At 37.4% G+C, this 25177-nt stretch carries 22 protein-coding genes; 17 read left to right on the forward strand and 5 right to left on the reverse strand.

Annotation, left to right across the window (positions count from 1 at the left end; translation table 11 throughout):
* The first annotated feature begins 5 nt into the window (after nt 1-5).
* Complete coding sequence (locus EL17_RS09505; RefSeq protein WP_035073002.1) at nt 6-395, forward strand: VOC family protein; 390 nt, start codon at nt 6-8, stop codon at nt 393-395.
* A 58-nt stretch (nt 396-453) separates the two neighbouring features.
* Here the strand turns inward: EL17_RS09505 and EL17_RS09510 are convergent, their stop codons facing one another.
* A complete protein-coding gene (locus tag EL17_RS09510; protein WP_035073006.1) occupies nt 454-3264 on the reverse strand; it encodes a S9 family peptidase in 2811 nt (936 codons plus the stop codon).
* 179 nt (nt 3265-3443) lie between these two features.
* Entirely contained in the window at nt 3444-4067 is a 624-nt protein-coding gene (locus EL17_RS22620) for a toxin-antitoxin system YwqK family antitoxin (protein ID WP_051719907.1), read from the reverse strand.
* Nucleotides 4068-4538: 471 nt separating this feature from the next.
* Between EL17_RS22620 and EL17_RS09520 the strand changes: the two genes are divergently transcribed.
* The 11 genes from EL17_RS09520 (at nt 4539) to EL17_RS09570 (ending at nt 15133) form a co-directional block, all read left to right on the forward strand.
* Nucleotides 4539-5006 carry an Lrp/AsnC ligand binding domain-containing protein gene (locus tag EL17_RS09520; RefSeq protein ID WP_035073008.1) on the forward strand — a complete coding sequence of 156 codons (468 nt, stop codon included), beginning with the start codon at nt 4539-4541 and terminating at the stop codon, nt 5004-5006.
* 247 nt (nt 5007-5253) lie between these two features.
* On the forward strand, nt 5254-6699 hold the full coding sequence (sufB, locus tag EL17_RS09525; RefSeq protein WP_035073011.1) for a Fe-S cluster assembly protein SufB: 1446 nt from the start codon (nt 5254-5256) through the stop codon (nt 6697-6699).
* Nucleotides 6700-6724: 25 nt separating this feature from the next.
* On the forward strand, nt 6725-7486 hold the full coding sequence (gene sufC / locus EL17_RS09530; RefSeq protein WP_035073013.1) for a Fe-S cluster assembly ATPase SufC: 762 nt from the start codon (nt 6725-6727) through the stop codon (nt 7484-7486).
* 32 nt (nt 7487-7518) lie between these two features.
* Nucleotides 7519-8778, forward strand: coding sequence for a Fe-S cluster assembly protein SufD (gene sufD / locus EL17_RS09535; RefSeq protein WP_035073015.1), 1260 nt, complete (start codon nt 7519-7521; stop codon nt 8776-8778).
* A gap of 10 nt (nt 8779-8788) precedes the next feature.
* Nucleotides 8789-10012 carry a cysteine desulfurase gene (locus EL17_RS09540; protein ID WP_035073017.1) on the forward strand — a complete coding sequence of 408 codons (1224 nt, stop codon included), beginning with the start codon at nt 8789-8791 and terminating at the stop codon, nt 10010-10012.
* Complete coding sequence (locus EL17_RS09545; protein WP_035073020.1) at nt 10009-10443, forward strand: SufE family protein; 435 nt, start codon at nt 10009-10011, stop codon at nt 10441-10443. Before EL17_RS09540 ends, EL17_RS09545 begins: the two co-directional genes overlap by 4 nt.
* Nucleotides 10440-10772 (forward strand): DUF59 domain-containing protein, encoded by a 333-nt coding sequence (locus EL17_RS09550; RefSeq protein WP_035073023.1) that lies wholly within the window; start codon nt 10440-10442, stop codon nt 10770-10772. The genes EL17_RS09545 and EL17_RS09550 overlap by 4 nt, the downstream gene beginning before the upstream one ends.
* Nucleotides 10773-10786: 14 nt before the next feature.
* Nucleotides 10787-11206: a BrxA/BrxB family bacilliredoxin gene (locus EL17_RS09555; RefSeq protein WP_035073026.1), complete on the forward strand. Its 420-nt coding sequence runs from the start codon at nt 10787-10789 to the stop codon at nt 11204-11206.
* A gap of 285 nt (nt 11207-11491) precedes the next feature.
* Entirely contained in the window at nt 11492-12781 is a 1290-nt protein-coding gene (locus tag EL17_RS09560; RefSeq protein WP_035073029.1) for a citrate synthase, read from the forward strand.
* Nucleotides 12782-12918: 137 nt separating this feature from the next.
* Complete coding sequence (locus tag EL17_RS09565; RefSeq protein WP_035073032.1) at nt 12919-13179, forward strand: acyl-CoA-binding protein; 261 nt, start codon at nt 12919-12921, stop codon at nt 13177-13179.
* 217 nt (nt 13180-13396) lie between these two features.
* On the forward strand, nt 13397-15133 hold the full coding sequence (locus EL17_RS09570; protein ID WP_035073035.1) for a DEAD/DEAH box helicase: 1737 nt from the start codon (nt 13397-13399) through the stop codon (nt 15131-15133).
* Nucleotides 15134-15251: 118 nt separating this feature from the next.
* Here the strand turns inward: EL17_RS09570 and EL17_RS09575 are convergent, their stop codons facing one another.
* The gene (locus tag EL17_RS09575; protein ID WP_035073476.1) at nt 15252-16508 is read right to left on the reverse strand and encodes a S8 family serine peptidase; all 1257 of its coding nucleotides are present in this window, start codon (nt 16506-16508) and stop codon (nt 15252-15254) included.
* A gap of 287 nt (nt 16509-16795) precedes the next feature.
* Here EL17_RS09575 and EL17_RS09580 point away from each other — a divergent pair, with 287 nt between their 5' ends.
* The 3 genes from EL17_RS09580 to EL17_RS09595 all read left to right on the forward strand — a co-directional run bounded on the left by EL17_RS09580 (nt 16796) and on the right by EL17_RS09595 (nt 18663).
* Complete coding sequence (locus EL17_RS09580) at nt 16796-17500, forward strand: 16S rRNA (uracil(1498)-N(3))-methyltransferase (protein ID WP_035073038.1); 705 nt, start codon at nt 16796-16798, stop codon at nt 17498-17500.
* 206 nt (nt 17501-17706) lie between these two features.
* The gene (locus tag EL17_RS09590) at nt 17707-18195 is read left to right on the forward strand and encodes a hypothetical protein (protein WP_035073044.1); all 489 of its coding nucleotides are present in this window, start codon (nt 17707-17709) and stop codon (nt 18193-18195) included.
* A gap of 132 nt (nt 18196-18327) precedes the next feature.
* Nucleotides 18328-18663: a hypothetical protein gene (locus EL17_RS09595; RefSeq protein WP_164675028.1), complete on the forward strand. Its 336-nt coding sequence runs from the start codon at nt 18328-18330 to the stop codon at nt 18661-18663.
* 8 nt (nt 18664-18671) lie between these two features.
* Here the strand turns inward: EL17_RS09595 and kdsB are convergent, their stop codons facing one another.
* Nucleotides 18672-19403: a 3-deoxy-manno-octulosonate cytidylyltransferase gene (kdsB, locus tag EL17_RS09600; protein WP_035073048.1), complete on the reverse strand. Its 732-nt coding sequence runs from the start codon at nt 19401-19403 to the stop codon at nt 18672-18674.
* A 219-nt stretch (nt 19404-19622) separates the two neighbouring features.
* Here kdsB and EL17_RS09605 point away from each other — a divergent pair, with 219 nt between their 5' ends.
* Both EL17_RS09605 and EL17_RS09610 read left to right on the forward strand, forming a co-directional pair.
* Nucleotides 19623-21488: a CocE/NonD family hydrolase gene (locus EL17_RS09605; RefSeq protein WP_035073051.1), complete on the forward strand. Its 1866-nt coding sequence runs from the start codon at nt 19623-19625 to the stop codon at nt 21486-21488.
* Nucleotides 21489-21704: 216 nt separating this feature from the next.
* Nucleotides 21705-22250, forward strand: coding sequence for a ferritin (locus EL17_RS09610; RefSeq protein WP_035073478.1), 546 nt, complete (start codon nt 21705-21707; stop codon nt 22248-22250).
* 78 nt (nt 22251-22328) lie between these two features.
* Here the strand turns inward: EL17_RS09610 and EL17_RS09615 are convergent, their stop codons facing one another.
* The gene (locus EL17_RS09615) at nt 22329-24878 is read right to left on the reverse strand and encodes a phosphoenolpyruvate carboxylase (protein ID WP_035073054.1); all 2550 of its coding nucleotides are present in this window, start codon (nt 24876-24878) and stop codon (nt 22329-22331) included.
* Nucleotides 24879-25177 lie beyond the last annotated feature (299 nt).

A 25177-nucleotide genomic window follows, 5' to 3' on the forward strand; every position in this document is an offset into this window, starting at 1 on the left:
CGCTGATGAAATTTACCCAAATAAAAGAAACATGTCTTTATATTAATGATCTGCATAAAGCTGAAGCTTTTTATCATGGATTTATGAGAATGCCGGTCATATCCAAAGTGGACAATAGACATATCTTCTTTCGCTGTGGCAGTTCAGTACTCCTTTGTTTTAATCCTGAAGAAACCAAACATGAGCAAAATCTGCCTCCCCATTTTGCTACTGGAAAACAGCATATAGCTTTTGAGGTGAAAAAGAGTGATTATACAGAGGTGAAAAATCTATTTAAAATAAAAGGTATAGAGATTATACACGTACAGCAATGGAAAGATGATAGAGAAAGCTTCTACTTTGAGGATCCTTTTGGACATGTCTTAGAAATCATACAAGATGGCATTTGGGAATAGAGAAGGAAGACTGGAATATAACCGTATCTACCTTCTCTATTTTAAGATAATCTATAATTCATTCTGAAAGTTCATATTTCAGTGTTCTTCCTTTTTCTATAGCAGGAAGCCCCTCTGTCATCCATAGCGGTGCAGGAGCCCCTTTTAGGTAATGATCAAAGAATTGAGAAAGCCTCACCGATAAATCTTTTCTGTTTTTTCGATGTACAAGATTGTGGTCTTCATCATTATAAACAAGAAGCCAAGCTGGAGAATTCAGTCTTTTTAGCGACATAAACATTTCGATTCCCTGATACCAAGGCACTGCTCCATCAGCATCGTTGTGCATGATAAGAACAGGCGTTTGAACCCTATCAGCAAAGAATAGAGGAGAATTTTCTATATAGTGGCTTGGTTTATCCCAAAGTGTACCCCCTATCCTAGATTGGGTCTGCTCATATTGGAACATCCGGCTCATACCGGTACCCCATCTGATGCCCCCATAGGCCGATGTCATATTGACTACAGGAGCACCTGCGCCGGCAGCTTTAAACATATTGGTCTGGGTGATCAGGTAAGCTACCTGGTAGCCGCCCCAGCTTTGTCCCTGAATGGCCATATTTTCTCTGTCTACAAAGCCCTTATCCAGTACAGCATGGACGCCAGGCATGATACTATTGTAAGCACTGGGTCCAGGGAGACCAAGATCGTATTTGATATCCGGGACGAATACCACATAGTCATTACTGACGAAATATGGGATATTGATCGTAGACGCACTTGGGGCCGGAGCACGGTAATTATGTAATCCGTCTGAATTTCGCTCATAAAAATAAACCATCATCGGGTATTTTTTCTGATCGTCAAAATCCTCAGGTTTATAAAGCAATCCCTGCATAGGTGTACCATCATTGGTTAGGTAATCTACCAGTTCTACACTACCCCATTTTATATCTGCCTGATGGGCATTGGTAGAGGATAGTTGCTTTAGATTACTAAAATGCATATCTGTAGCGTAGATTTCAGGATTATCCTGATACGTGGATCTTCTGACGGTCAGATTATTTGAACCTTTTGCTTTCTTTAATCCATAATATCTGTGATCGGTAAAAACCATTTCTTTAGGATCATTTTTACCGTTAATATCTCCAATGAAAAAACCGTTTTTCTTACTAAGTTCATGAAAGGCAGATAATATTAATGTAGATTTGGGATCTATGAATTCTTCATCCTCCTCTACACTTTCTCTTCTGAAAGTAACCTGGGCAGCTCTTCCCTGGCCTTTTGTTATATTCTGAGGCTTGTTTTTCCCTGTAGGATCCACCTTCCAGATATCATATTTATCATAAACCAAGAAAGCGTCGTCCCCTTTCATCCATCCTGCATTACCATAGCTGGAGGGCATGGAAGGGCTGTCATGGATTTCGTCGTAAAAATTCACATCCAAACCTGCAAGCAAGTTTTTCTTCTCTTTAGATTTTACGTCATAAGCCATCCAGGTACTGTCGCTATTGCTATACCAGTAAACATATTTACCTTCAGGCGAAAGTGCAGGATACCCCTTCATCCCTCTTTGGATAAGCTCCCTTTCTCCATTCTCTATATTTACTAGATATACATCTCTGCCTATCTGTATATCCCAGCTGTAGTTCCTTTTATAAGGTTTATCATCAATCCCCAATGCTATTTTATGCTTAGCTTTTTCGTCAAGTACAATATTCTCTAAATCCCGATCACCCAGCTGTATGATCGTCCCATTGTTGATGTTATAGGCTGCTAGGAGGGACTTTTTTTGCTCCCGATCTTTTTGTTTCATCTGCATAGGCTGGATATCAGCATCCTGCCATCCCCATATATCTAAGGATACCCTTTCTTCCTTTAGAATGGTGGTATCATCTTCATAAGCATAGGCGACGTAATCCGGAGCAGTACCAAAAAATAGTCTTGATGCATCTTTTGAAAATCTAAGATTTGCATTTTTACTGATCATCCCACCATCTAGCACCCCAGTTGAATTTTTAGCTGCAATTTTCTGTGTACTGTTTTTGGAAATGTTGTACAAAAACAAATCATAATATGGTTTTTTGGCCTTGAGGCTATCCTCGGTTGCCATATAAGTCAGCCATTTTTCGTTTTCAGAAAAAGTCAGTTTATTGTAGTCATTCAATCCTTCGTCTACTTTATTAGATACGCCTGTTTTAAGATTCAACACATAAATGCCTTCATTTTTCAGAGTGTCTTCATGGGCGTTTACATAAAAAAGGTATCCACCGCTATCAGAAAAACCAAAGTCTTTTACTCTATTAAATTCCCAGCTTTTAGAACCATCAAAACTCCTGACCAACAATCTAGTACCCGCAGTCTTTTTAGGCTTTTCGACCTTTTCAGCACTATCTTTTTTTATATCTACCTTAGCGTTATCCTTTTCAAAATGAACAGCCAGCCAGTTTCCTTCATTTTTTGGAGTCTTATACGATTTTATGTTGGCTAGTTTTTCTATCTTGCCCTCACCTAGATTAAGGATAAAAACAGAATCCTTTGGTAATTCTTCTTTTTTAGTATCTTTCAGTTTCAGGTTTCTGATTTTATCAATTTCAGGTTTGATCAGACCTACAGCATAATTGCTTTCATTTGAAAAGACAAAATTCTTTGCCCTATTAACCTGAAACCTATTATTTCCAGTAGAAGGGGAAACAAAATCCACTCTACCGTCCCCTTCCTGGGGATAAGTTTCATAACCCACCCAATCACCATTCTTGGATAGCTTTTCTGATGAAACGGACTCCCATCCATCATAGTCCTGATGAGTGAGGGATCTTTTTTCCTGGGCAAAAAGACTTAAGGACATCAACAACATCCAAAAAGCCAAAATAAACTTTACTCTATACATATGTTATCGCTAGTTTTTTCTAGCTTGGAAATTAATATATAGGCATTAAAGTTCACACCTTATTTTGATCAATGGTAATATTCAAGAACCTACGGATTAATAATCTGGGGTAAAAACAAAAAAGGTCAGCTCCACGAAGCAAACCCTTTTAAAAAAATGTTTTAAGATTTTATTTGTATTTATCTGATCGTCAACTCGTATTCCATAGGAACCTGTACCCCTTCCTCTATGGCTGGATACCAATCTGTCATCTGTCTCAATACATAAGATAACCGCTCCCGGGTGCCATTATCTACTTTTGTTAAAAATTCATAACCTACCATTTTGCCTTTCTGATTGATTTTTAAAACTACCTTTAACTCATTAATATCCAAACTTTTTTTAGTCCTAAAAATAAAATCATGGTGCATATCTACAAAAGCAGTGACTTCTAAGTTACCGCGTAATTGGGCATAGGTCATAAAAGGTTCATAAGTGGATACATTCCCTTCAATATCAAAACAGATCCCGCCTATAGATTCACCATTTTCAAAAAACTCTCTCCTGCGTAAAGAACCATCACGGTAAAATGAAAGCAACTCCCCTTCTAATTTACCATCCGATATAGGTTTTACTGATTTTAGCTCACCTGTTTCATAATAAGAATAACTGGTAAATTCATCTGTTACGATGTCAGCTATTGACCTGTTTTTTGAAGCTAAGAGCATGTCTGCAGATAAGCCCAGTGTATTAGAAAGATGACCTTGACCCAAGGTAGCATGACTGATAAAAATAGAAACCGCGATAAAAAACAATCCTTTCATATAACGTATATAATAATGACAATACAAACATACGAAATAGATGGTTTATAAAGCAAAATTTTAGATATAAAAATCAAAAAAAAGTATGTAAATAATAAATTTATTTTTTAGAAGAACGATATAATATTAACTATCAGGTATTTAAACATAAAAATATTCAATAAACCATAAATAAAAAAAAAGTCCTGCCATGAGCAGGACTTTTTCAGAATATAAACCCAAATATAACTTTAGAGATTAAAAGATTTAATTCTCCAATCATTTACAAATCTTACACTATTTTTTGAAAAATTCAATGTTTAATTTGATTATTTAATTTTATACCCATATAAAAATCTATGTAAACAATTATTGTCAGAATAATCAGCAAATCCTAAAAAATATAGAGTATAAAAAATAACCAATATATTTTGACATTTTCATAATTTTAACCCTTCTTTATTAGATTAAATCCAATAACCAACTTTAATTATGGAAAAAATTTTAGACATTGATAATGTAGATCTAAAAATCATCTCATTACTTAATGAAGATGCCAAAACACCCTATACTGAAATCGCAAAAAAAGTATTTGTATCTTCAGGAACTGTCCATGTCAGAATGAGGAAGTTAGAAGATATGGGCATAGTCAAGAGCGCTACCTTAAACATTGATTTTTCTAAACTCGGTTATGATATATCCGCATTCTTGGGTATATATTTAGAAAAGAGTTCCCTTTATGATACAGTTATAGAACGTTTAAAACAGGTACCTGAGGTTATCAATGCTTATTATACTACAGGAAACTATAGTATTTTTGCCAAAATAATTTGTAAAGATACCAATCATTTGAGAGATGTATTAAATACGATACAGCGTGTAGATGGCATAGACAGAACGGAAACGCTCATAGTTTTAGAAGAAAGCATAAACAGACCCATACAATTATTTGAGAAATAATTTTACTATTTAGATTAAATCTAAGTAAATATTTTATTGTATAATTACTAGTTAAAATTATATTAATATTATATATAAATTAACTATATATAAAAACTTAAATAAATATAAAAACCTGTTAATCAAAAACATAAGATATCAACATATAGGTAGATTTGCTATTATTGGACATAAGCGAACATAAAAATTTAGATTAATGTTGTATCTTTACAGTACAAAATGTAATTAGTCTAAATAACTCGATTTTATGAGCAAAGACAACCAAATTTTAGAAGAATTTACTTCGAAGGAATACGAACATGGCTGGTCAGTCAATTATGAAGCAGATGAGGCTCCAATAGGACTGAACGAAGAAATTATAAAGTGGATATCAAGCAAAAAAGAAGAACCTCAGTGGCTTTTGGACTGGCGTTTAAAAGCATTTAAACATTGGGAAAGCATGGCAGAGCCTGTATGGGCAAATGTTCACTATCCACATATAGATCTTCAGTCGCTTAGATATTATTCTGCTCCCAAACAGCAAAAGAAACCCCAAAATCTAGATGAAGTAGATCCTGAACTATTACAGATTTATGAAAGGTTAGGAATTTCCCTTAATGAACAGAAGAAGTTACAGGGAATTGCAGTAGATGCTGTCCTTGATTCTGTTTCGGTGGGTACTACTTTCAAAGAAACGCTAGGTAAATTGGGCATAGTATTCTGCTCTTTCAGCGAAGCTGTGCACAATCATCCAGAACTCGTAAAAGAATACTTGGGATCAGTAGTACCTATGACGGATAATTATTACGCTGCCCTTAATTCTGCTGTTTTTTCGGATGGTTCCTTCTGCTATATCCCGAAAGGCGTACGATGCCCTATGGAGCTCTCTACCTATTTTAGGATAAATGCCGCAAACACTGGCCAGTTCGAAAGAACACTAATTATAGCGGACGAAGGGTCCTATTGTTCCTATCTGGAAGGCTGTACAGCACCTCAGCGTGATGAAAACCAACTTCATGCCGCAGTAGTAGAAATATATGCCGCCAAGGATGCTGAAGTAAAATATTCTACGGTACAAAACTGGTATCCAGGAGACAAAAACGGTAAAGGGGGTATTTATAACTTTGTAACCAAAAGAGGTATTTGTGCAGGTGATAATTCTAAGATCTCTTGGACTCAGGTAGAGACCGGATCAGCCGTAACATGGAAGTACCCCAGCTGCATACTTAAAGGTGATAATTCCATCGGTGAATTTTACTCCGTAGCCGTGACCAATAATTACCAGCAAGCGGACACCGGTACAAAAATGATCCATATAGGCAAAAATACCAAATCAAGGATCGTATCCAAAGGTATATCGGCCGGCCATTCCCAGAATTCATATAGAGGTCAGGTTCAGGTGATGAAGCGGGCAACCAACGCACGTAACTTCTCTCAATGTGATTCCTTGCTGATGGGGTCTTTGTGCGGGGCGCATACTTTTCCTTATATTGATATCCACAATTCTACAGCTAAAGTAGAACACGAAGCGACTACTTCTAAAATTGGTGAAGATCAGCTATTTTATTGTAACCAAAGAGGCATAGCCACTGAAGATGCTGTAGCCCTTATCGTGAACGGATATGCGAAGGAAGTATTGAACCAATTACCAATGGAATTTGCTGTAGAAGCCCAGAAGCTACTTGCGCTGACTCTGGAAGGAAGCGTAGGATAAAATTTAAATAATCGAAATTACCGTTATGTTATCTATAAAAAATTTACACGCCTCAATAGAAGGAAGCCCTATCCTTAATGGGATAAACTTAGAAATCAAAGCTGGTGAAGTACATGCCATCATGGGACCTAATGGTTCTGGTAAATCAACTCTAGCATCAGTACTGGCCGGCAGAGAGGAATATGAAGTGACTCAAGGCGAAGTTATTTTTCAGGGTAAGGATCTTCTTGAACTCAGCCCTGAAGATAGGGCTAGAGAGGGTGTTTTTTTAGCATTTCAATATCCCGTAGAAATCCCAGGTGTAAGCTCGACCAATTTTCTACGTACGGCCATCAATCAAGTCAGGTCTTACCGTGGACAAGATCCATTAGATGCAGTAAAATTCCTTTCTTTAATGAAAGAAAAAATGAAGCTGGTTGAAATAGATCAAAAACTATTAAGTAGGTCATTGAATGAAGGGTTTTCAGGCGGGGAGAAAAAGAGAAATGAAATATTCCAGATGGCCATGTTAGAACCTACGCTTTCTATTCTAGATGAAACGGATTCTGGCCTTGATATCGATGCTCTACGGGTAGTCTCCAATGGGGTCAATCATCTGAAATCTAAAGATAACGCCACTATAGTGGTTACCCATTACCAAAGGTTATTGGATTATATAGTGCCAGATTATGTACATGTACTTTATAAAGGCAGAATAGTCAAATCAGGGACAAAAGATTTAGCATTGGAACTGGAGGAGAAAGGATATGATTGGATTAAAGAAGAAGTAGACGGCACTACCGTTTAAGCTTTATTTTATCAACCTATAGAATCTCTAAAATGACAACTATTTTAAAGGATAATATATCCGAAAACTTCCTTGCGGCCCTACCTAGCATAAAAGATGATAAAGCCTTGAACCTATTGAAGGATCAAGGTCTTCCATCTACTAAAAACGAAGAATATAAATATACGGCTATTACTAAAAAAATAGCATCTGATATCACGGATTTCCACCAAGCCTCCCCTGCCCTGCTTTCTGATCAGGACATCAGTGGAGCGGCAATCGATGGTTTAGAAGCTTATATACTGGTATTAAACAACGGTATATTAGACCTGAAACATTCTACATTACCCGTATCAGGATTTGCCATTACAGAAATCGCTGATAGTACAACAGCACCTTTTCATACCGATGATATCACTAACGATAGCTTTATGGCACTCAATAGGCTTAGCTATCTAAAAGGCATATCTATTCATATCCCACGAAACACAGTACTTGACAAACCAGTAATGGTTTTGAATTTCATACAGTCCACTGCAGGACAAATTATTTCTCCCAAGATCTGGATTGAGGGCGCAGAAAATGCTGAGGCCATATTTTTGGAAAAAACTATAAGCCTTGATAAAAACCCTTATTTCCTCAATGGATCTATTGAAGTAAAAGTGGGATCAAATTCCCATTTACATTATTATCGGATACAAAACCAAAGTAAGCAGGCCATCGAAGTAAATAGCTTTCATGCCGACGTGTCAAAAGATGCTACTTTCACCTCCTTTGTCCTTTCCCTTCAGGGAAATATGATCAGAAACAATGTCACACTTAATCTGAATGGATCTGGATGTGTAGGAAATATGTATGGCCTATATATACTCAATGGCAAAACTCATGTAGACAACCATACTAATGTGGATCATACCCAACCGCACTGTGATTCCAATGAACTATATAAAGGTATATTAGGAGACAGTTCCAGGGGTGTTTTTAACGGTAAAATATTTGTTCGTCAGGATGCACAAAAGACTAATGCTTTTCAGCAAAACAACAATATATTGCTTTCAGAAGACGCCACCGTCAACACCAAACCTCAGCTTGAAATCTGGGCAGATGATGTCAAATGTTCTCATGGATGTACGACAGGGCAGTTGGATGAAGAGGCGATGTTTTATCTTCAAGCCAGAGGCATTGGCAAAGAGCAGGCGCGTGCACTTCTCCTTTTTGCATTTGCCGGAGATGTGATCGATCATATTAAAGTGGATGCATTTAAAGATTATTGTATTGACCTTATCCACGAAACATTAGGTACCAATTTCTAAATTCTATTCCATGAGATTAGATATCCAGCATATACGGGAGTTGTTTCCCATTCTCCATCAGGAGGTCAATGGTAAACCATTGGTCTATTTGGACAATGCTGCTACTACCCAAAAGCCAAAGCAAGTAATAGACGCACTGGTGAACTATTATGAACTGGATAATTCTAATATTCACCGGGGTGCCCATACCCTGGCTGACAGGGCTACCCGGTATTATGAAAATACTAGAACCAGCATCAAAGCTTTTGTAAATGCTTTAGAAACGGAAGAAATTATTTTCACAAAGGGCACAACTGAAAGCATCAATCTTGTGGCGGCTACCTTTGGCAGGAAATTTATCGGTAAAGGTGATGAAATCATCATTTCTACCTTGGAGCATCATTCCAATATTGTACCATGGCAACTGCTTTGTGAAGAAAAAGGAGCGGTCTTAAAAGTGATTCCTATAAATGATGAGGGCGAAATTATATTCGAAGCATTTGAAAAGTTACTCACCGAAAAGACTAAACTGGTATCAGTAGTACATGTCTCTAATGCATTAGGTACTATAAATCCTGTTAAAGCAATCATCGAAAGCGCTCATAAGGCCGGGGCAAAAGTTCTATTGGACGGTGCCCAATCATCTTCTCATTTTAAGGTGGATGTACAGGAGCTGAACTGTGATTTTTTTGCTTTTTCAGCACATAAAATATATGGACCTACCGGAATGGGTGTATTATATGGGAAACGGGAATTATTAGAAGCCATACCTCCATTTCAGGGAGGAGGAGAAATGATCAAGGAAGTCACTTTTGAAAAAACCACCTTTAATGATATCCCTTTCAAATTTGAAGCCGGTACTCCTAATATCGCAGACGTCATTGCTTTTGACAAAGCCCTTACATTTGTAAATGAATTGGGAAAGGAGAATATTTTAATGCATGAAGATACACTTCTTGAATACGCGACCGATAAATTATCTACAATCAAAGGATTTATCCCAATCGGTACAGCCAAAGAAAAAGTAAGTGTGCTTTCCTTTCTTATCAATGGTATGCATCCCTTTGATGTAGGCATGATGCTGGATGCAGCAGGCATTGCGGTGAGGACAGGACATCACTGTACCCAGCCACTTATGAACAGATTAAATATTGAGGGAACTGTTCGAGCTTCTTTTTCTGTTTACAACACAATGGAGGAAATAGACAGGCTATATGATAGTATACGCAAAATAGCCAAACTCAAAAATAAATGAGCGATATCAATACAATTCAAAATGAAATAATCGAAGAGTTTGAGATCCTTGGGGATGATAAAGAATCTACCATCTATTATATAATGGAACTAGGTGAAAAACTGGTAGCCTATCCTGAAAACGAAAGAACCGAAGATAATATTATCAAAGGCTGTCAGTCAAAGGTATGGCTGACTACCGCTTATGAAAACGACACGGTGATCTTTCTTGCCGATAGCAATACCGATATTACCAAAGGTCTTATCAGCTTGCTCATACGGGTATATTCAGGCAAAAAACCGGATGATATAATCAATTCTGACCTTTATTTCATAGATAAAATAGGAATGGGTAACATCATCGGTTCCCAGAGATCCAACGGGCTGGCAGCAATGATCAAACAAATGAAGCGTTATGCATTAGCTTATCAAACCAAGTCAAAAGCTTTATGACAGAAACAAACACCCAGATAGATATACCTGAACTAAAGGAAAAAGTAGTAGAGGCCATCAAAACGGTATATGATCCCGAAATCCCAGTAGATGTTTATGAACTGGGTTTAATCTATGAAATCAGTGTTTATCCGGTAAACAATGTTTATGTACTGATGACACTAACATCACCAAACTGCCCTTCTGCCGAATTTATACCTTCAGAAGTGAAAGGCAGAATACAGAAAATCCAGGGTATCAACAATGTGGAAGTAGAATTGACATTTGATCCACCTTATGCTCAGGACATGATGTCCGAAGCAGCAAAACTAGAATTAGGTTTTTTATAAAAAATAATAAAATTATGTATCCAGAGGAATTAGTAGCACCTATGCGTGCTGAATTAACCGATGCAGGTTTTCAGGAATTCAGAACCGCTGAAGAAGTAGATAATCATTTAAAAAGTCATAAGGGCACTACCCTTATAGTAATAAATTCCGTTTGCGGGTGTGCTGCTGGTGCAGCCCGACCTGGAGTGAGGACAGCTTTGGATAAGTCGAGCAAAAAGCCACAAGTTTTGGCTACTGTTTTTGCTGGTAATGATAAAGATGCAGTCAATAAAGTAAGAGAATATTCACTGCCCTACCCTCCATCATCACCAGCTATGGCACTATTCAAAGATGGTGAGCTTGTACATTTCTTAGAACGTCACCATATAGAAGGTAGAAATGCACAGATTATTGGTGACCATTTAGTAGAAGTGTTTGAACATTTCTGTGATTAAAAAATAGCCCATTAAGGGCTATTTTTTTACATTTTTTAAAAAAACTTACAAAATTATATTTTGCTATAACATATATGTATTATAAATGTTACCTATTATATTCCAATTAGGGAAGCAATACGCATACTGTTTGGCTTTTTTCAATCAAAGCGTATAGAGATATTATTCATAAATTAAGGCAGTGAAAATGATTTATGGTGTAAATAATGTCTGTTTTTACTAACTTAAAGGCTGAATTGAAACAAAATAGTAATAATTTTATTTAAATAGATAAATTCATATTTTATGTCTGAAAATGCTAAGTTATCCTTCGATGGAAATGAATATACATTACCTGTCATAGAAGGTACTGAAAATGAAAAAGCGATAGATATTTCTAAGTTAAGAGGCGAATCCGGACTTATTACCATAGACCCCGGCTTTAAAAACACAGGCTCTACCAAAAGTGCCATTACTTTTCTTGATGGAGAAGAGGGCATCCTAAGATATAGAGGTTACCGGATAGAGGACCTCGCAGAAAAATCTACGTTTTTAGAGGTGTCTTATCTACTTATTTATGGTGAATTACCTACTCAAAGTGAATTTGAAAAGTTCAGCAGAGATGTCACCACACATACACTGGTTCATGAAGACATCAAAAAAATATTGGATGGTTTTCCTTCCAATGCCCACCCCATGGGCGTGCTGTCTTCTATGATATGTTCATTGACCGCATTTTATCCGGATTCTTTAGATCCTAACAGATCAGCAGAAGAGGTTAATTTAAGTATTGTCAGACTCCTGGCCAAGATGCCGACATTCGCTGCATGGGCTTATAAGAATGAAATGGGCCATCCTGCCAATTATCCAGATAATAGTCTAGATTATTGTTCCAATTTCCTAAAGATGATGTTTGCCCTTCCAGCGGAGAATTATGAAGTGGATCCTGTAGTAGCCAAAGCTTTGGACCAATTACTGATTCTTCATGCTGATCACGAACAAAACTGTTCGACTTCTACCGTAAGAATAGTAGGATCATCTCAAGCCAGTTTATTTGCCTCGATATCAGCAGGAATCAATGCCCTATGGGGACCGTTGCACGGGGGAGCTAACCAGTCAGTAATAGAAATGCTAGAGGCAATCAAGGCTGACGGAGGTGACTCCAAAAAATATCTGGCAAAAGCTAAAGATAAGAATGATCCATTCCGGCTGATGGGCTTTGGACACAGGGTATATAAAAACTTTGATCCAAGAGCGAAGATCATTAAAAAAGCTGCTGATGACGTACTGGAAAAGTTGGGATTGGAAAACGATCCTATCCTGGCTATAGCTAAAGAACTGGAAGAAGCTGCTCTTAACGATAGCTACTTCGTAGAGAGAAAACTATATCCAAATGTTGACTTTTATTCTGGTATCATATACAGGGCTTTAGGAATACCTACTGATATGTTTACGGTGATGTTTGCTCTAGGCAGACTTCCTGGCTGGATAGCTCAGTGGAAAGAAATGAGAGAAAACAATGAACCTATAGGAAGACCTCGTCAGGTATATACGGGAGCAAATGAAAGGGATTACGTATCTATGAACAAAAGATAAGATCTTTTTAAATAGTAAATATGCCACCTTGCATGATGTAAGGTGGCTTTTTTTTGACCAAACGGAACCAAAATAGTATAAATAAACTTTAATACATATAAAAAAGGAAACCCAGAACACCCTAATCAGTTTACCCTATGAGTATCAATAATTTAGAAGAAGCAGTAGCCACAACAAAAAAATTTACCTCCAAACCTTCAAATGAAGAGTTGCTATCTTTATACGCATATTATAAACAAGCTACCGAAGGCGATAATAATGAAGAAAGACCCGGCGGTTTTGATTTTAAGGCTGCAGCCAAATATAATGCATGGGCCAAACTGAAAGGTACATCCAAATCTGAAGCTGAACAGGGATATATAGCTTTGGTCAGAAAGCTATCAACTCAATATATATGATTTAAACATTTCTTTAACAAAATTAAATACACAAAATCATCATTAATTTAAAGAAATATTCTAATATTATTAATCAAACCTTTGGATTCAAAATAAATTATCTTACCTTTGCATCCGAAATAAATTATTACATTTTTCTAAGCCGTGGATTTCCTTACTGTCGCTGTGTATGGGATACTTCATGGAAGTCGGGGCATAGAGAAGTAAGGAAAACATCATGGAAAAAGAATTATTATTCTCAGACCTTGGAATTTCTGAAGAAATTCTAAAGGCAGTGGAAGAGATGGGCTATACCCAACCTTCTACCATTCAACAACAATCAATACCATTCTTATTGGAAGGAAAAGATGTCATTGGACAGGCACAGACCGGTACCGGTAAAACAGCATCTTTCGGTATCCCAATAATCGATCAGGTAGATCCATCATTAAACAAACCTCAGGCATTGATCCTATGCCCTACCCGCGAATTGGCGGTACAGGTAGAAGGTGAAATCGTAAAACTTTCTAAATACAAAAGAGGCATTAGCAGTACCTGCATTTATGGCGGTGAAGCCATAGATAGACAAATCAGATCGCTGAAAAAAGGTGTTCAAATTGTAGTAGGAACTCCCGGACGTATCATGGATCACATGCAGCGCCGTACATTGAATTTAGACCATGTTAGCATCATCGTATTGGATGAAGCGGATGAGATGCTGGATATGGGCTTTAGGGATGATATAGAGACTATATTAAGCTCTATGCCTGAAGATAGACAGACGGTATTCTTTTCAGCTACCATGCCAAAGCCTATCATGGACCTTACCAAAAAATTCCAGACCAATCCGGAAATAGTAAGGGTTCTTAGAAAAGAGCTGACAGTAGAAAATATCTCTCAGGAATACTATGAAGTAAAGCCTTCTATGAAAATAGAACTGATGCACAGGTTAATCAACCTTCATCAGATCAACCTAGCAGTAGTGTTCTGTAATACCAAGAGATCCACAGATGAAGTCACTGAAAGCTTAATCTCAAGAGGAATTCAAGCTGAAGCACTACACGGTGACCTTTCACAGGCACAGAGAACCAAAGTAATGAACAAGTTCCGTAAAGGGCATTGTAAAGTACTTGTAGCCACTGACGTAGCTGCTAGAGGAATCGATGTGGACAATGTAGAAGTGGTATTCAACTATGATCTACCATTGGACGAAGAGAACTACGTTCACAGAATCGGTAGGACTGGTAGAGCTGGAAAATCAGGTAAGGCGATAAGTTTTATTACTGGTAGAAAAGATATGTTCAGGGTCAAAGACCTTGAGAAATTTATCAAAACTTCTATTACCAAAATGGCTCCCCCATCAGCTTCTGATCTGGTAGAACTTAAAAAAGAACAATTTACAAAGGATATCTACAGACAGCTTTCTGCTGAAGGAGATACTCAAATATATGAAGAAACAATCGGTCAATTATTGACTGAAGGTCTTACTCTAGAGCAAATCACCCTTGCACTTATGAAAATGCAATTGGGCAACTCACTAGAGGCCATATCTGAACAAAGCTTTGAACTTGAGCTTGGCAGAGGTGGTGACAGAGGCGGCCGGGATAGCGGAGCTAGAAGAGGAGAAAGAAATGACCGTGGCGACAGAGGCGGACGATTTGAAAGAGGCGGACGTGATGGTGGAAGAGAACGAGGTAAGTTTGGGAGTTCTTCCAGAGAAAAAGGCAAAAGAGAGCCAAACATGGCCCGCTTATTCCTAAATTTGGGTAAAAAGGACAGGATCAGACCAAATGATATCGTAGGGGCCATTGCTGGCGAAACTGGTGTACCAGGAAGAAGTATAGGCGGAATTGATATCTTTGATAACTTCTCATTCGTAGATGTGCCTTCCAAGGACGCAGCTCACGTAATAGATGTTATGAATACCAATACCATTAAAGGAAAAGCTGTAAACATCGAGCTTTCTAAAGGATAAGTTATAAATTATATGGATTTAAAAAAAGCGCTACCTACCGGCAGCGCTTTTTTTTTCGTTCTAATCTTTGATAACCCTATAGTTTTATAGCTAAGTTTTTATATAGGATGTTATATTATTATCTTCTAGCTTTTCTATCAGCAGTACCGTCAGGATCATTTGATACAGTTCCGGACCATCTTAAAGTGCCATTATTTGCTAAAAGAATGCCTGCTACATGAGGCGTAGCCATAGAAGTTCCGCTTATAGCCCTATAGCCACTTCCAATCCATGTTGAATTGATGTTCACCCCAGGTGCTGAAATTACGATGGGAGGGTTTCCAAAATTTGAGAAATTTGCAAAAGAACCATTGATATCATAGGCAGAAACAGTATATAATCTGGTGCCGGTAACCCTTGCTGGAGATACGTTATTGGCGTTTTGAGCCTCATTACCCGCAGCTATAGCACAGTAAACACCTTTAGAAGCCAGGTTTCTTACCGCATTGTCCGTTGCTACAGATGCCGGTCCACCAAAGCTCATATTGGCCACATCATTGGCCACTGCGACCTGTGCTGTATAATCTATTCCCGCTATGATGACAGAATTAGCTGATCCACCAGTAGGTCCAAAGACACGAACTGGAACTACTGTGGCACCAGCTGCCACACCCACTACTCCTATAGAATTATTTATGGCTGCTATGGTTCCTGCCACATGAGTGCCATGTCCATTTTGGTCTGTAGCAGAACTGTACCCCGAAACAAACGACCTTGCATATTGGGTATTGACATTTAAATCAGGATGGTTCAACTGTATCCCACTATCGATTACAAATGCCCATCTGTTTATATTAACGGCATTTACAGCTCCGCCTATTTCTGATATACCCCAGGGTGTACTTTGCCCGGAAGAAGAGGCTTGCAATAAGATGAAATTAACGATAGGATTAAAACCTTTATAGTCAAATAATTCCATCATAAAATCAGGTTCGATAAAATCAACCCGGTCATCTTGCTGTAATCTACCCAACTCATCCTCATCCAGACGGGCGGAGAAACCAACTATGGCCGATGAATAAACATCTCCTACCTGTTCTGTTTTCAGGTTATAAGAATGGGTAATTTCAGTTCTTAAAGCAGCCTGAAGCTCTTCATAGCTTTTAATACGGGCAGCTCTGTCTGAGGTTAATCTTTGGCCATAATTCTGCAAGGTTTTCACCGACTGATCTTTAAGGACAACCACATATTGACCAGGAATAATGTTTTCTGATGATTTTTCTGCATTATCTGTATCAAATGATTTAATATCTTCATTTTCACAGGAATAAATAAAAACTGATAATAGCATAATCAGACAAATTGCATTTTTTTGTAGATGTAGTAATTTTTTCATATAGATTGATTTTAGAAATTTAATTTTGTTTATATCCATTATAAACATATATCCTATTTACCAAATAGAATTTAAATATCAGAATTGATTTTATCTATAGAATTCATTAAATGATATTAATGAGTATTTAAAACCAATTAAATTATTGTTTATATAACTAAAAATTGAATACATCACATTTACTACGATAAAATAAAAAAGGAAAATTTAAATAGGATGCCAGGTTAAGTTTTAATTAAGTAAATTAGCGCCTTTAATCCTAGCTATTAAATTGACATTTCTTTTATATGCATCTTTTTTACCACAGCCCAATTTTAGATAAAAGCTTTTTATTGGAGAAAGAAGAAAATCATCACTTGATCAAAGTGTTACGTAAATCAGCAGGAGATGAAATTCTTTTTACAGACGGAGAAGGATACTTATATGAATGTAGGATTGAGGAGTTGACCATGAAAAAAACCATCATTAGTGTTTTAGATAAAAAACTTCAGATCAAAAATCCTTTTCATATCCATCTGGCCATAGCTCCTACCAAAAATGCAGACAGGATGGAATGGATGGTAGAAAAAGCAGTAGAAATCGGAGTAGATAGAATCACGCTGATCAAAACCGCTCATTCAGAAAGGAATTATTTAAAATCAGAGCGTTTAGAAAAAAAGGCGATTTCCGCTTTGAAACAAAGTCTGAAATACTATAAAACCATCATTGACCAGGAAAACAATTTTGAATCTCTTGTTTCAGCCCCAAATATAGCCAATACCGAAAAATTCATTGCCTATGTAGATGAAAATCTGCCTCATCATCTTATAGAAATGGCCAATAAAAAAAGTAATTATCTTATTTTGATTGGGCCAGAGGGTGATTTTAGTGCTGAAGAAATTACATTAGCCTTATCAAACGGATTTAAACCATGTTCCCTTGGACCAAGCAGGTTAAGAACAGAGACAGCTGGCATCGTAGCAGTCCATTCTCTGAACCTAATAAATATATGAAATCGGGCATGAAGTATAATTCACACACTGCGATCATTATAAAGCATGCGAGGTACCATCTGACCATGGGAAAAAAAATATAAACAGATGGGTCACACCAGTGGAAAACATCAAACAGTGGGATAATTTTATCCATTCATTGTAAGATTCCAGCCCGACCGCCGGTATGGGACATATTATGACTTTGAAAAACAAATTATAAACAAATGAAAAATACATTTTTATTTCTACTTTTAGCCGGAAGTACTTTAATCGCCTGTAATAATCAAAGTAAAACCTACCCATCTGGAAGCGATGGATGGCTTACCGGGACAGAGGAAGAGAAATTTGAAGAAGTAGCTAGCCAATTGGGTGGCTTCAGCCGAACCATGATAGAGGTAGCCTATAGGTATAGTGAGCTGTATTGGGCCGGACAGGATGAGAATTGGGACTATGCAGACCATCAATTGGAACATCTGGTTGAAGTACTCGAGGATGGATTAAAAAGAAGGCCAGCTAGAGCTGAGAGTGCACAGGACTTTTTACAGCATACCGTTTCTGAGATGGAGGAATTGATCGTAAAAGAAGAAAAAGTAGCATTTTTAGAAGGCTTCAGATCCCTTACTACTGCGTGCAATGCATGTCATGCCAGAGAAGGGGAATCATTTATAGTAATCAGAGAACCTGAATTTAGAACTTCTCCTGTACGTTTTTAAATCTATTTTTAATTTTTCAGGACATATACTGATGAACTTCCGTCTCGTTAATAATACCTTATTTGAAAGGTATAAAAACAAAAACTGATGGGAATTGAAAGTTAACTGGTATTAATCCATAAATTCTATAATATGAAAATATCACTATTTTTAAGCATTTGGGCATTCATTCTTTCATTTTCATTGAAAATTTCCCCTAAATTTGAAAACAGCATGATCAATGGGAATGAAGAGCTCTTTATAAAGATTATATTCCCTGTATTATTGTTCTTAGCAGGTAGCGTTATTTTTAAATATGTGAAACAAGTAACTATTCCTCTTTTACTCATTGCGACTTTTACCTGCTTCTTTTTAATAGGACAGGGAAACTATGTTATGGTATATCTAGTGCCCCTTTATCTGCTTATGTATATCGGAGGATATCATAGCGCAGGATGGTATGCCAAAAACATATTGACTAAATCCTAGCTATACTATTACTCATTTAATTTCTGAAAATAATGGATGGCCTTTTGAAGGTCTTCAGGTGTATCGATAGCTATAGCTTCATGTTGCGTTTCCACCATTTTTATCCGTATACCATTTTCTAATAGCCTAAGTTGTTCCAGCATCTCAGCTTCTTCCAAATAGGTCTTATCCATTTGCGTAAAAGTCAATAGAGTTTCTTTTCTATAGGCATATACTCCGATGTGCCTATAAGCTTTTCTAGTAACGGCAGTATTTCGAAAAAACGGAATTTCGGACCGACTAAAATATAAAGCATAATCATTTTTATCTACTACTACCTTTACAATATTGGAATTAACTGATCCATCCACTGGAGTAAAACAGGACATAAGGGAGGCCACCTTTACTTCAGGGCTTTTGAATGCAGCTACTAAATCTGCCAACGAACGGGTATCCTGAAAAGGTTCATCCCCCTGTACATTTACAAATATGTCTCCTTCCATATTCCTTGCAGCTTCTGCGATACGGTCAGATCCGCTTTCATGTGGAAAATGACTAAAATACACATCCCCTCCTATCGCGGTGATCTGGTCTGCTATGTCTCGATGGTCAGTCACCACCATTACTTTATCAAATACCCCTGTGGCCAGTGTACTCAGGTAAGTTCTCACTATTACAGGTTTACCGCAAAGATCTGACATTAATTTTGCGGGAAAGCGGCTGGCAGCGTACCGCGCAGGAATAAGGGCTATAACTTTCATGGGACAATTTTAGTGAATAATTATGGAAAATACCTTTTCAATCTATCTATAACGCCAATATTTATATGGCTATCATACTGCTTAATCCATCATGGAAGGATCAAAACTCCTTCCTACATAGATCTTTTAGCCATTTTATCCCATTTCTCTATATAATAATCAAATGGATTACTATAAAAATTTAATATATTGGATCGTTCAACTATAAATCAATACCCCATGTTAAATAAATTTTTGATTTTCTTACTGATGATCATCGGCATATGCCATGCGAACATAGCACAAGATAATTATGTCAAAACCCATTATGTCAAACAGGAGGTTCAGATACCGATGAGAGATGGTGTGAAGCTCCATACCGTTATCTATACCCCTAAAGACAATGGTACAAAGCATCCGGTGATCATGCAAAGAACGCCCTATAGTGCCGGGCCATATGGAGAAGAAAATTTTAAAACTTTGGTAGGCCCATCTGAAACAATGATGAAAGAGGGGTATATGTTTATCTATCAAGATGTAAGAGGAAGGTACATGTCCGAGGGTGAGTATGATAATATGCGTCCCATAGTTCCTATACGAACCCATAATTCAAAAGAAATAGATGAAAGCACAGATACTTATGATACCATAGAATGGCTAATAAAAAACAACAGTAACCATAATGGAAGATTTGGCCAGTGGGGCATCAGTTATCCTGGTTTTTATTCAGCAGCTTCCCTTCCTTTTGCACATCCCGCATTAAAGGCGGTGTCACCGCAGGCACCTATAGGTGACTTTTATTTTGATGATTTTCACCATAATGGCGCCTATTTTTTAAGCTACTGGTTAGCGACCACAGTATTTGGATATCAGACAGAGGGTCCTACAGAGAAACCTTGGTATAAAATGGTGGACCCAGGGACCAGAGACGGGTACCAGTTTTTTATGAATATGGGTTCGTTAAAAAACGCAGATGAATACTACAAAGAAGACAATTTCTTCTGGACTCAGCTAAAGGAAAATCCAGATTATAATGAATTCTGGCAAAAAAGGAGTATAATACCTCATTTAAATGAAGTAAAACCAGCGGTAATGGTAGTAGGTGGCTGGTATGATGCGGAAGACCTGTATGGCCCGCTGACCATATACAAGACAATAGAAAAGAACAACCCTAATGCTTACAATACATTGGTCATGGGGCCTTGGTCACACGGGGACTGGGCTAGGGAGAGAGGTCATCAGACCGTATCCAATATGTATTTCGGGGATTCTATTTCTACCTGGTATCAAAAAAATGTAGAAGCCACATTTTTCCACCATTTCTTAAAAGGTATAGGTGATGGCAAAACAGGATTACCTGAAGCATACATGTTTAATACAGGTACCAATGAATGGAAAAAGTATGAAAACTGGCCGCCCTTAGAAGCTGAAACTGTTGAATATTACCTAAAAGGTAAGCAAAAGTTAGGCACTTCTCCAGATGAACACGGAGAGCCGGCTAGTTTTGTGTCTGATCCGGAAAAGCCTGTTCCGTACAGTCAGGATATTAAGCTGAACTTTACACCGCGTAAATATATGGCCGATGACCAACGCTTTGCTGCCAGAAGACCTGATGTATTGGTTTTTGAGTCTGAGGTGTTAGAGGAAGACTTAACTGTAGCTGGTGAGATTTTTGCCAAACTACATGTATCCACTTCTGAATCAGATGCAGACTGGGTGGTGAAAGTTATAGATGTTTTTCCTTCCCAGGTAGCCAATCACCAATATGTCCAGGATGGTATGGAAATGGGAAATTACCACCTAAAAGTAAGGTCTGACGTCATTAGAGGCAGGTATAGAGAAAGCTTTTCCGACCCTAAACCATTTGTATCTGATGAAATAACACCCGTGAATTTTCAGCTGCAAGATGTACTCCACACTTTCAAAAAGGGCCATAAAATTCAGGTTCAGATCCAAAGCACCTGGTTTCCATTAATTGACAGAAATCCACAGAAATGGGTAGATAATATTTTTAAAGCAGAGGATGAAGACTTCGTAAAGGCCACCCATAAAGTTTACCTTTCAGAGGATAATCCATCTATCATACAGTTGCAGATAATCCCTTAACAGCCTACACAGATGTGATTTATAATTAGAACAGCATGTTATTTAAATTAAGTATAAATTAAAATTACCAAATAAAATTTTACATATATTTAATTATACCAATTCTAAATATCTCTTTTGACTTCCTATTGGGAACTTATTGCTATATATTTGGTTGAATAATTACACAGAAAATTATAGACTATGTTTGGATCAAATGATAAAAAAATAGAAGAGATGAAAAATAAAGAAATAGTAACGCTAAAGCGGTCACTTCTTCATGATACTGAAAAAGAACTTAATAAACAGATAGAAATGGAAGGAAAATCTTCAGCATACTATCTATCCATGGCTTCCTGGTGTGACATGATGGGTTACCAGCATGCAGCCCAGCACCTTTATACCCATGCTGAAGAAGAAAGACAGCATATGCTGAAAATTTTTCACTATATTAATGAGGCGGGAGGCCATGCCATACAGCCTGCTATCAGTGAAATTCCACATCATTTCAATTCCCTTAGGGAAGTATTTGAACTGATTTTGGAACATGAAATCCAGGTAACCAAATCTATTAATATAATAGTGGATCATTGCTTTTCTGTAAAAGATTTTGCCACCTTCAGCTTTATGCAGTGGTATGTCACAGAGCAGCGGGAAGAAGAGACCTTGGCCAGAAGGGCCCTGGAGCTATTTGATATTATCGGAGAAGCAGGAGTTGGTCTATGGACCATTGATCAGGAATTAGGCAAGCTCCATGCAAATGTGAACGGAATATCGAACTGATAAATTCTATACTAACAAAAAAATCCCCAGGAGAATAATCCTGGGGATTTTTTGTTTTATGTATCTAAAATTATAAAATCAAGCTGCATTCCTGGCGGCATTGATAATACCAAACATAGACCTCAATATTAATCTTTGCAGGGTAAGTACTTCTTCTTCCGAATGTTGTCCCATGAGTTGCTGAATAGCATATTGCTGAATAGTGATCAGAGGCAAAACTATTTTCTCCCGGATCTTAATAGAACTTTTGCTGACAGGGTTATCTTCTAACAATTCGTCCATGCCACCTATTTTCAAAAGAAAATTGATGGATTTTTGATATTCCTCAAACATATTGTCCCAAAGACTGCCATAAGTTTCATCTTCTGACAGGTAGCGGGTAGGGGCATAATTTGATTTGGCCAGGGACTGCATGCTATTGCCCAATAATGTTCTAAAGAACAAAGAGTTTTTGTACAGATTTTTTATTTGGTCCAGTTTTCCTGCCTGATCCATCTTCATCGCCGCAGAGCCTATGCCATAAAAACCGGGTATGTTTTGCTTCATTTGGGCCCATGCTCCTACAAATGGTATGGCTCTAAGATCCTCAAAAGACATAGCTTCGTCTTTATTCCTTTTCACGGGTCGAGAACCTATATTAGCCTCACCAAAATACTTCAATGGGGTAACATGTTCTAGATAAGATACAAATTGGGGATGTTTTTTAAAGCTTTTATACGCCTCATAACTCAATGATGCCATTTCATCTATTAGCGCTCTCTGTTCAGCATTTAAAGTCTTCTCTACTGTAGGGTATAAATGATTCTCCAGACCTGCACTTAACAGCTGTTCCATATTATAAGTACAAGTCATTTCCTTACCATAGTTGGCACTGATAGTCTGCCCCTGTATAGTGACTTGGATCTCTTCATTTTCCACATCAGGGCCTAAGGATGCATAGAAATTATGCATATTTCCTCCTCCTCTGGCAGGCGGTCCTCCCCTTCCATCAAAGAAAATCACAGATATACCAAATTCCCTGGAAAGTTTGGTGAGCTCTTCTTTTGCCCTGAATATACCCCAGTTGGCTTTAATATATCCTCCGTCTTTAGTACCATCAGAAAAACCTAACATGATGGACTGCTTTTTATCACGAGCCTTTAAATGGTCCATGTAAGTAGGATTATTATATATCCTTCTCATGATACCAGGAGCGTTGGCCAAGTCATCTACCGTTTCAAACAGTGGCACAATATCCAATTTCAATACATCTTTATTTTTAAGAGTAAGATTAGCCAATTGGAATACCTCCATAAAGTGTAGAACTGACTGGCAATTAGAAATAATATATCTATGGCAACCTGCTACACCGTTATTCTCCTGTATATAATTGATGCTTTTAAAGGATTGAATCATCTCAGTATGAAATTCATCTGAATAACTCTCCGGCAACTCAGTGGTAGCAAAAACCGCTTCTAGCTTTTGATCTTCATCGAGTTGTTTAAAATTTTCTACAAAAGCTGCCCCTTTCTGCGATTCAAAAATACCTTCCCAAAGATTATCATGTTTACGGCTATCCTGCCTGATATCCATAGTGGCAAAGTGGAAGCCAAAGATTTTTACTTTGAGTATAAACTGATCCAGTAATTCCAGAAATAAACCATCATGGTGCTTTATGATTAACTCTCTGGCTTCATACAGAATTTCAAGTAAAGACTCCTTATTGGTAAATACCTGTTCATTGGTAAATAAAGTCTGGTAAATACCATTTTCTGCCTTCATGATAATGGGTTCCACCCGTTTAAAGGTAAGTCTTCTTCTCAACTTTCTTATATCCCGATAATAGCATTTCAAAATCCAGCGCTGCAGTTTATCCGCTACTGCCATGGTCGTTTCATGCGTGACAAAGGGATTTCCATCTCTATCCCCACCTGGCCAAAAGCCGATCTGAAGTAAGGATGTATTTTCCCAAGCATGTATATCGAGATCCAAGCGCTTAAGAATTCTGTAAAGTATATCAGGGATACTATAATAAAATACATTTTCAAGATACCAGATCAAGCTGGAAGCTTCGTCTATAGGAGTAGGCTTTTGTTTTTTGATAAAAGCTGTCTTGCCCAGCTGCTGAAGTATCAGATTGATACTTGCTAAATCATTTGTCCTTATCCCCTTTTCCAAATCAGTCATTATGCCCAGCACATTGCCGGGATAGAACTGTGTAGGATGGGCAGTCAAAGTGATCCTGACAGCAAAAGTTTTCAATTTTTCAATTAGTGCTGCTTTTTTGTTATCATTTTCAGCCCTATTGATCAATGCGTTAATGCTACCTTTACTCTTGGTTTCATTGATTTTTTCGAAGGCAGCATCTTCGATAGAGTCAAACAAAACCACTTGTCTCTCAATATATTGCACCATTTGAAATAAAAGTTCGTGGTGCTCCTTTACGGAAACTTTGGGCAACATATCTGAAAAGAATTGTTTTAAAATCTGGGTAGGTGTTTTCTGTTGCTGATAGCCACTTTCACAGGCAGCCTGGAGAATAGGCAACAGCGTACCTGTCCGATAAATATCATCGAATGGCAAATCAAGGAAAAGACTATTATAAATTGTGTATCTCTTCCCTACTTCGATATCATAATTGTTAGACATAATTAAATAGGATAAATAGGTTTGTGTTTGGTGAATTTATCAAAAAATGCCCAGAATCATAAACATTTTATGAAAACTCCCCTTAAATAAAATATTAAGGCTTATAGATTATTGTTTATATGATTAATTTCCAGCATATTATATTTTCACATAAAGCATTCCACCTCCCGATCATCAAATCTGCCTATAAGCTTATCAATTTAAATTTGTATTTTGCAGTTTACTTTGTGACTTTGACGCTTCAGGAAGGGAAATTTTGACGGTTATCTCCCATCAATGATAATAGGAAACTGTAATCA

Origin of the sequence: Anditalea andensis (assembly GCF_000714815.1) — a bacterium.
Taxonomy (GTDB): Bacteria; Bacteroidota; Bacteroidia; order Cytophagales; family Cyclobacteriaceae; genus Anditalea; species Anditalea andensis.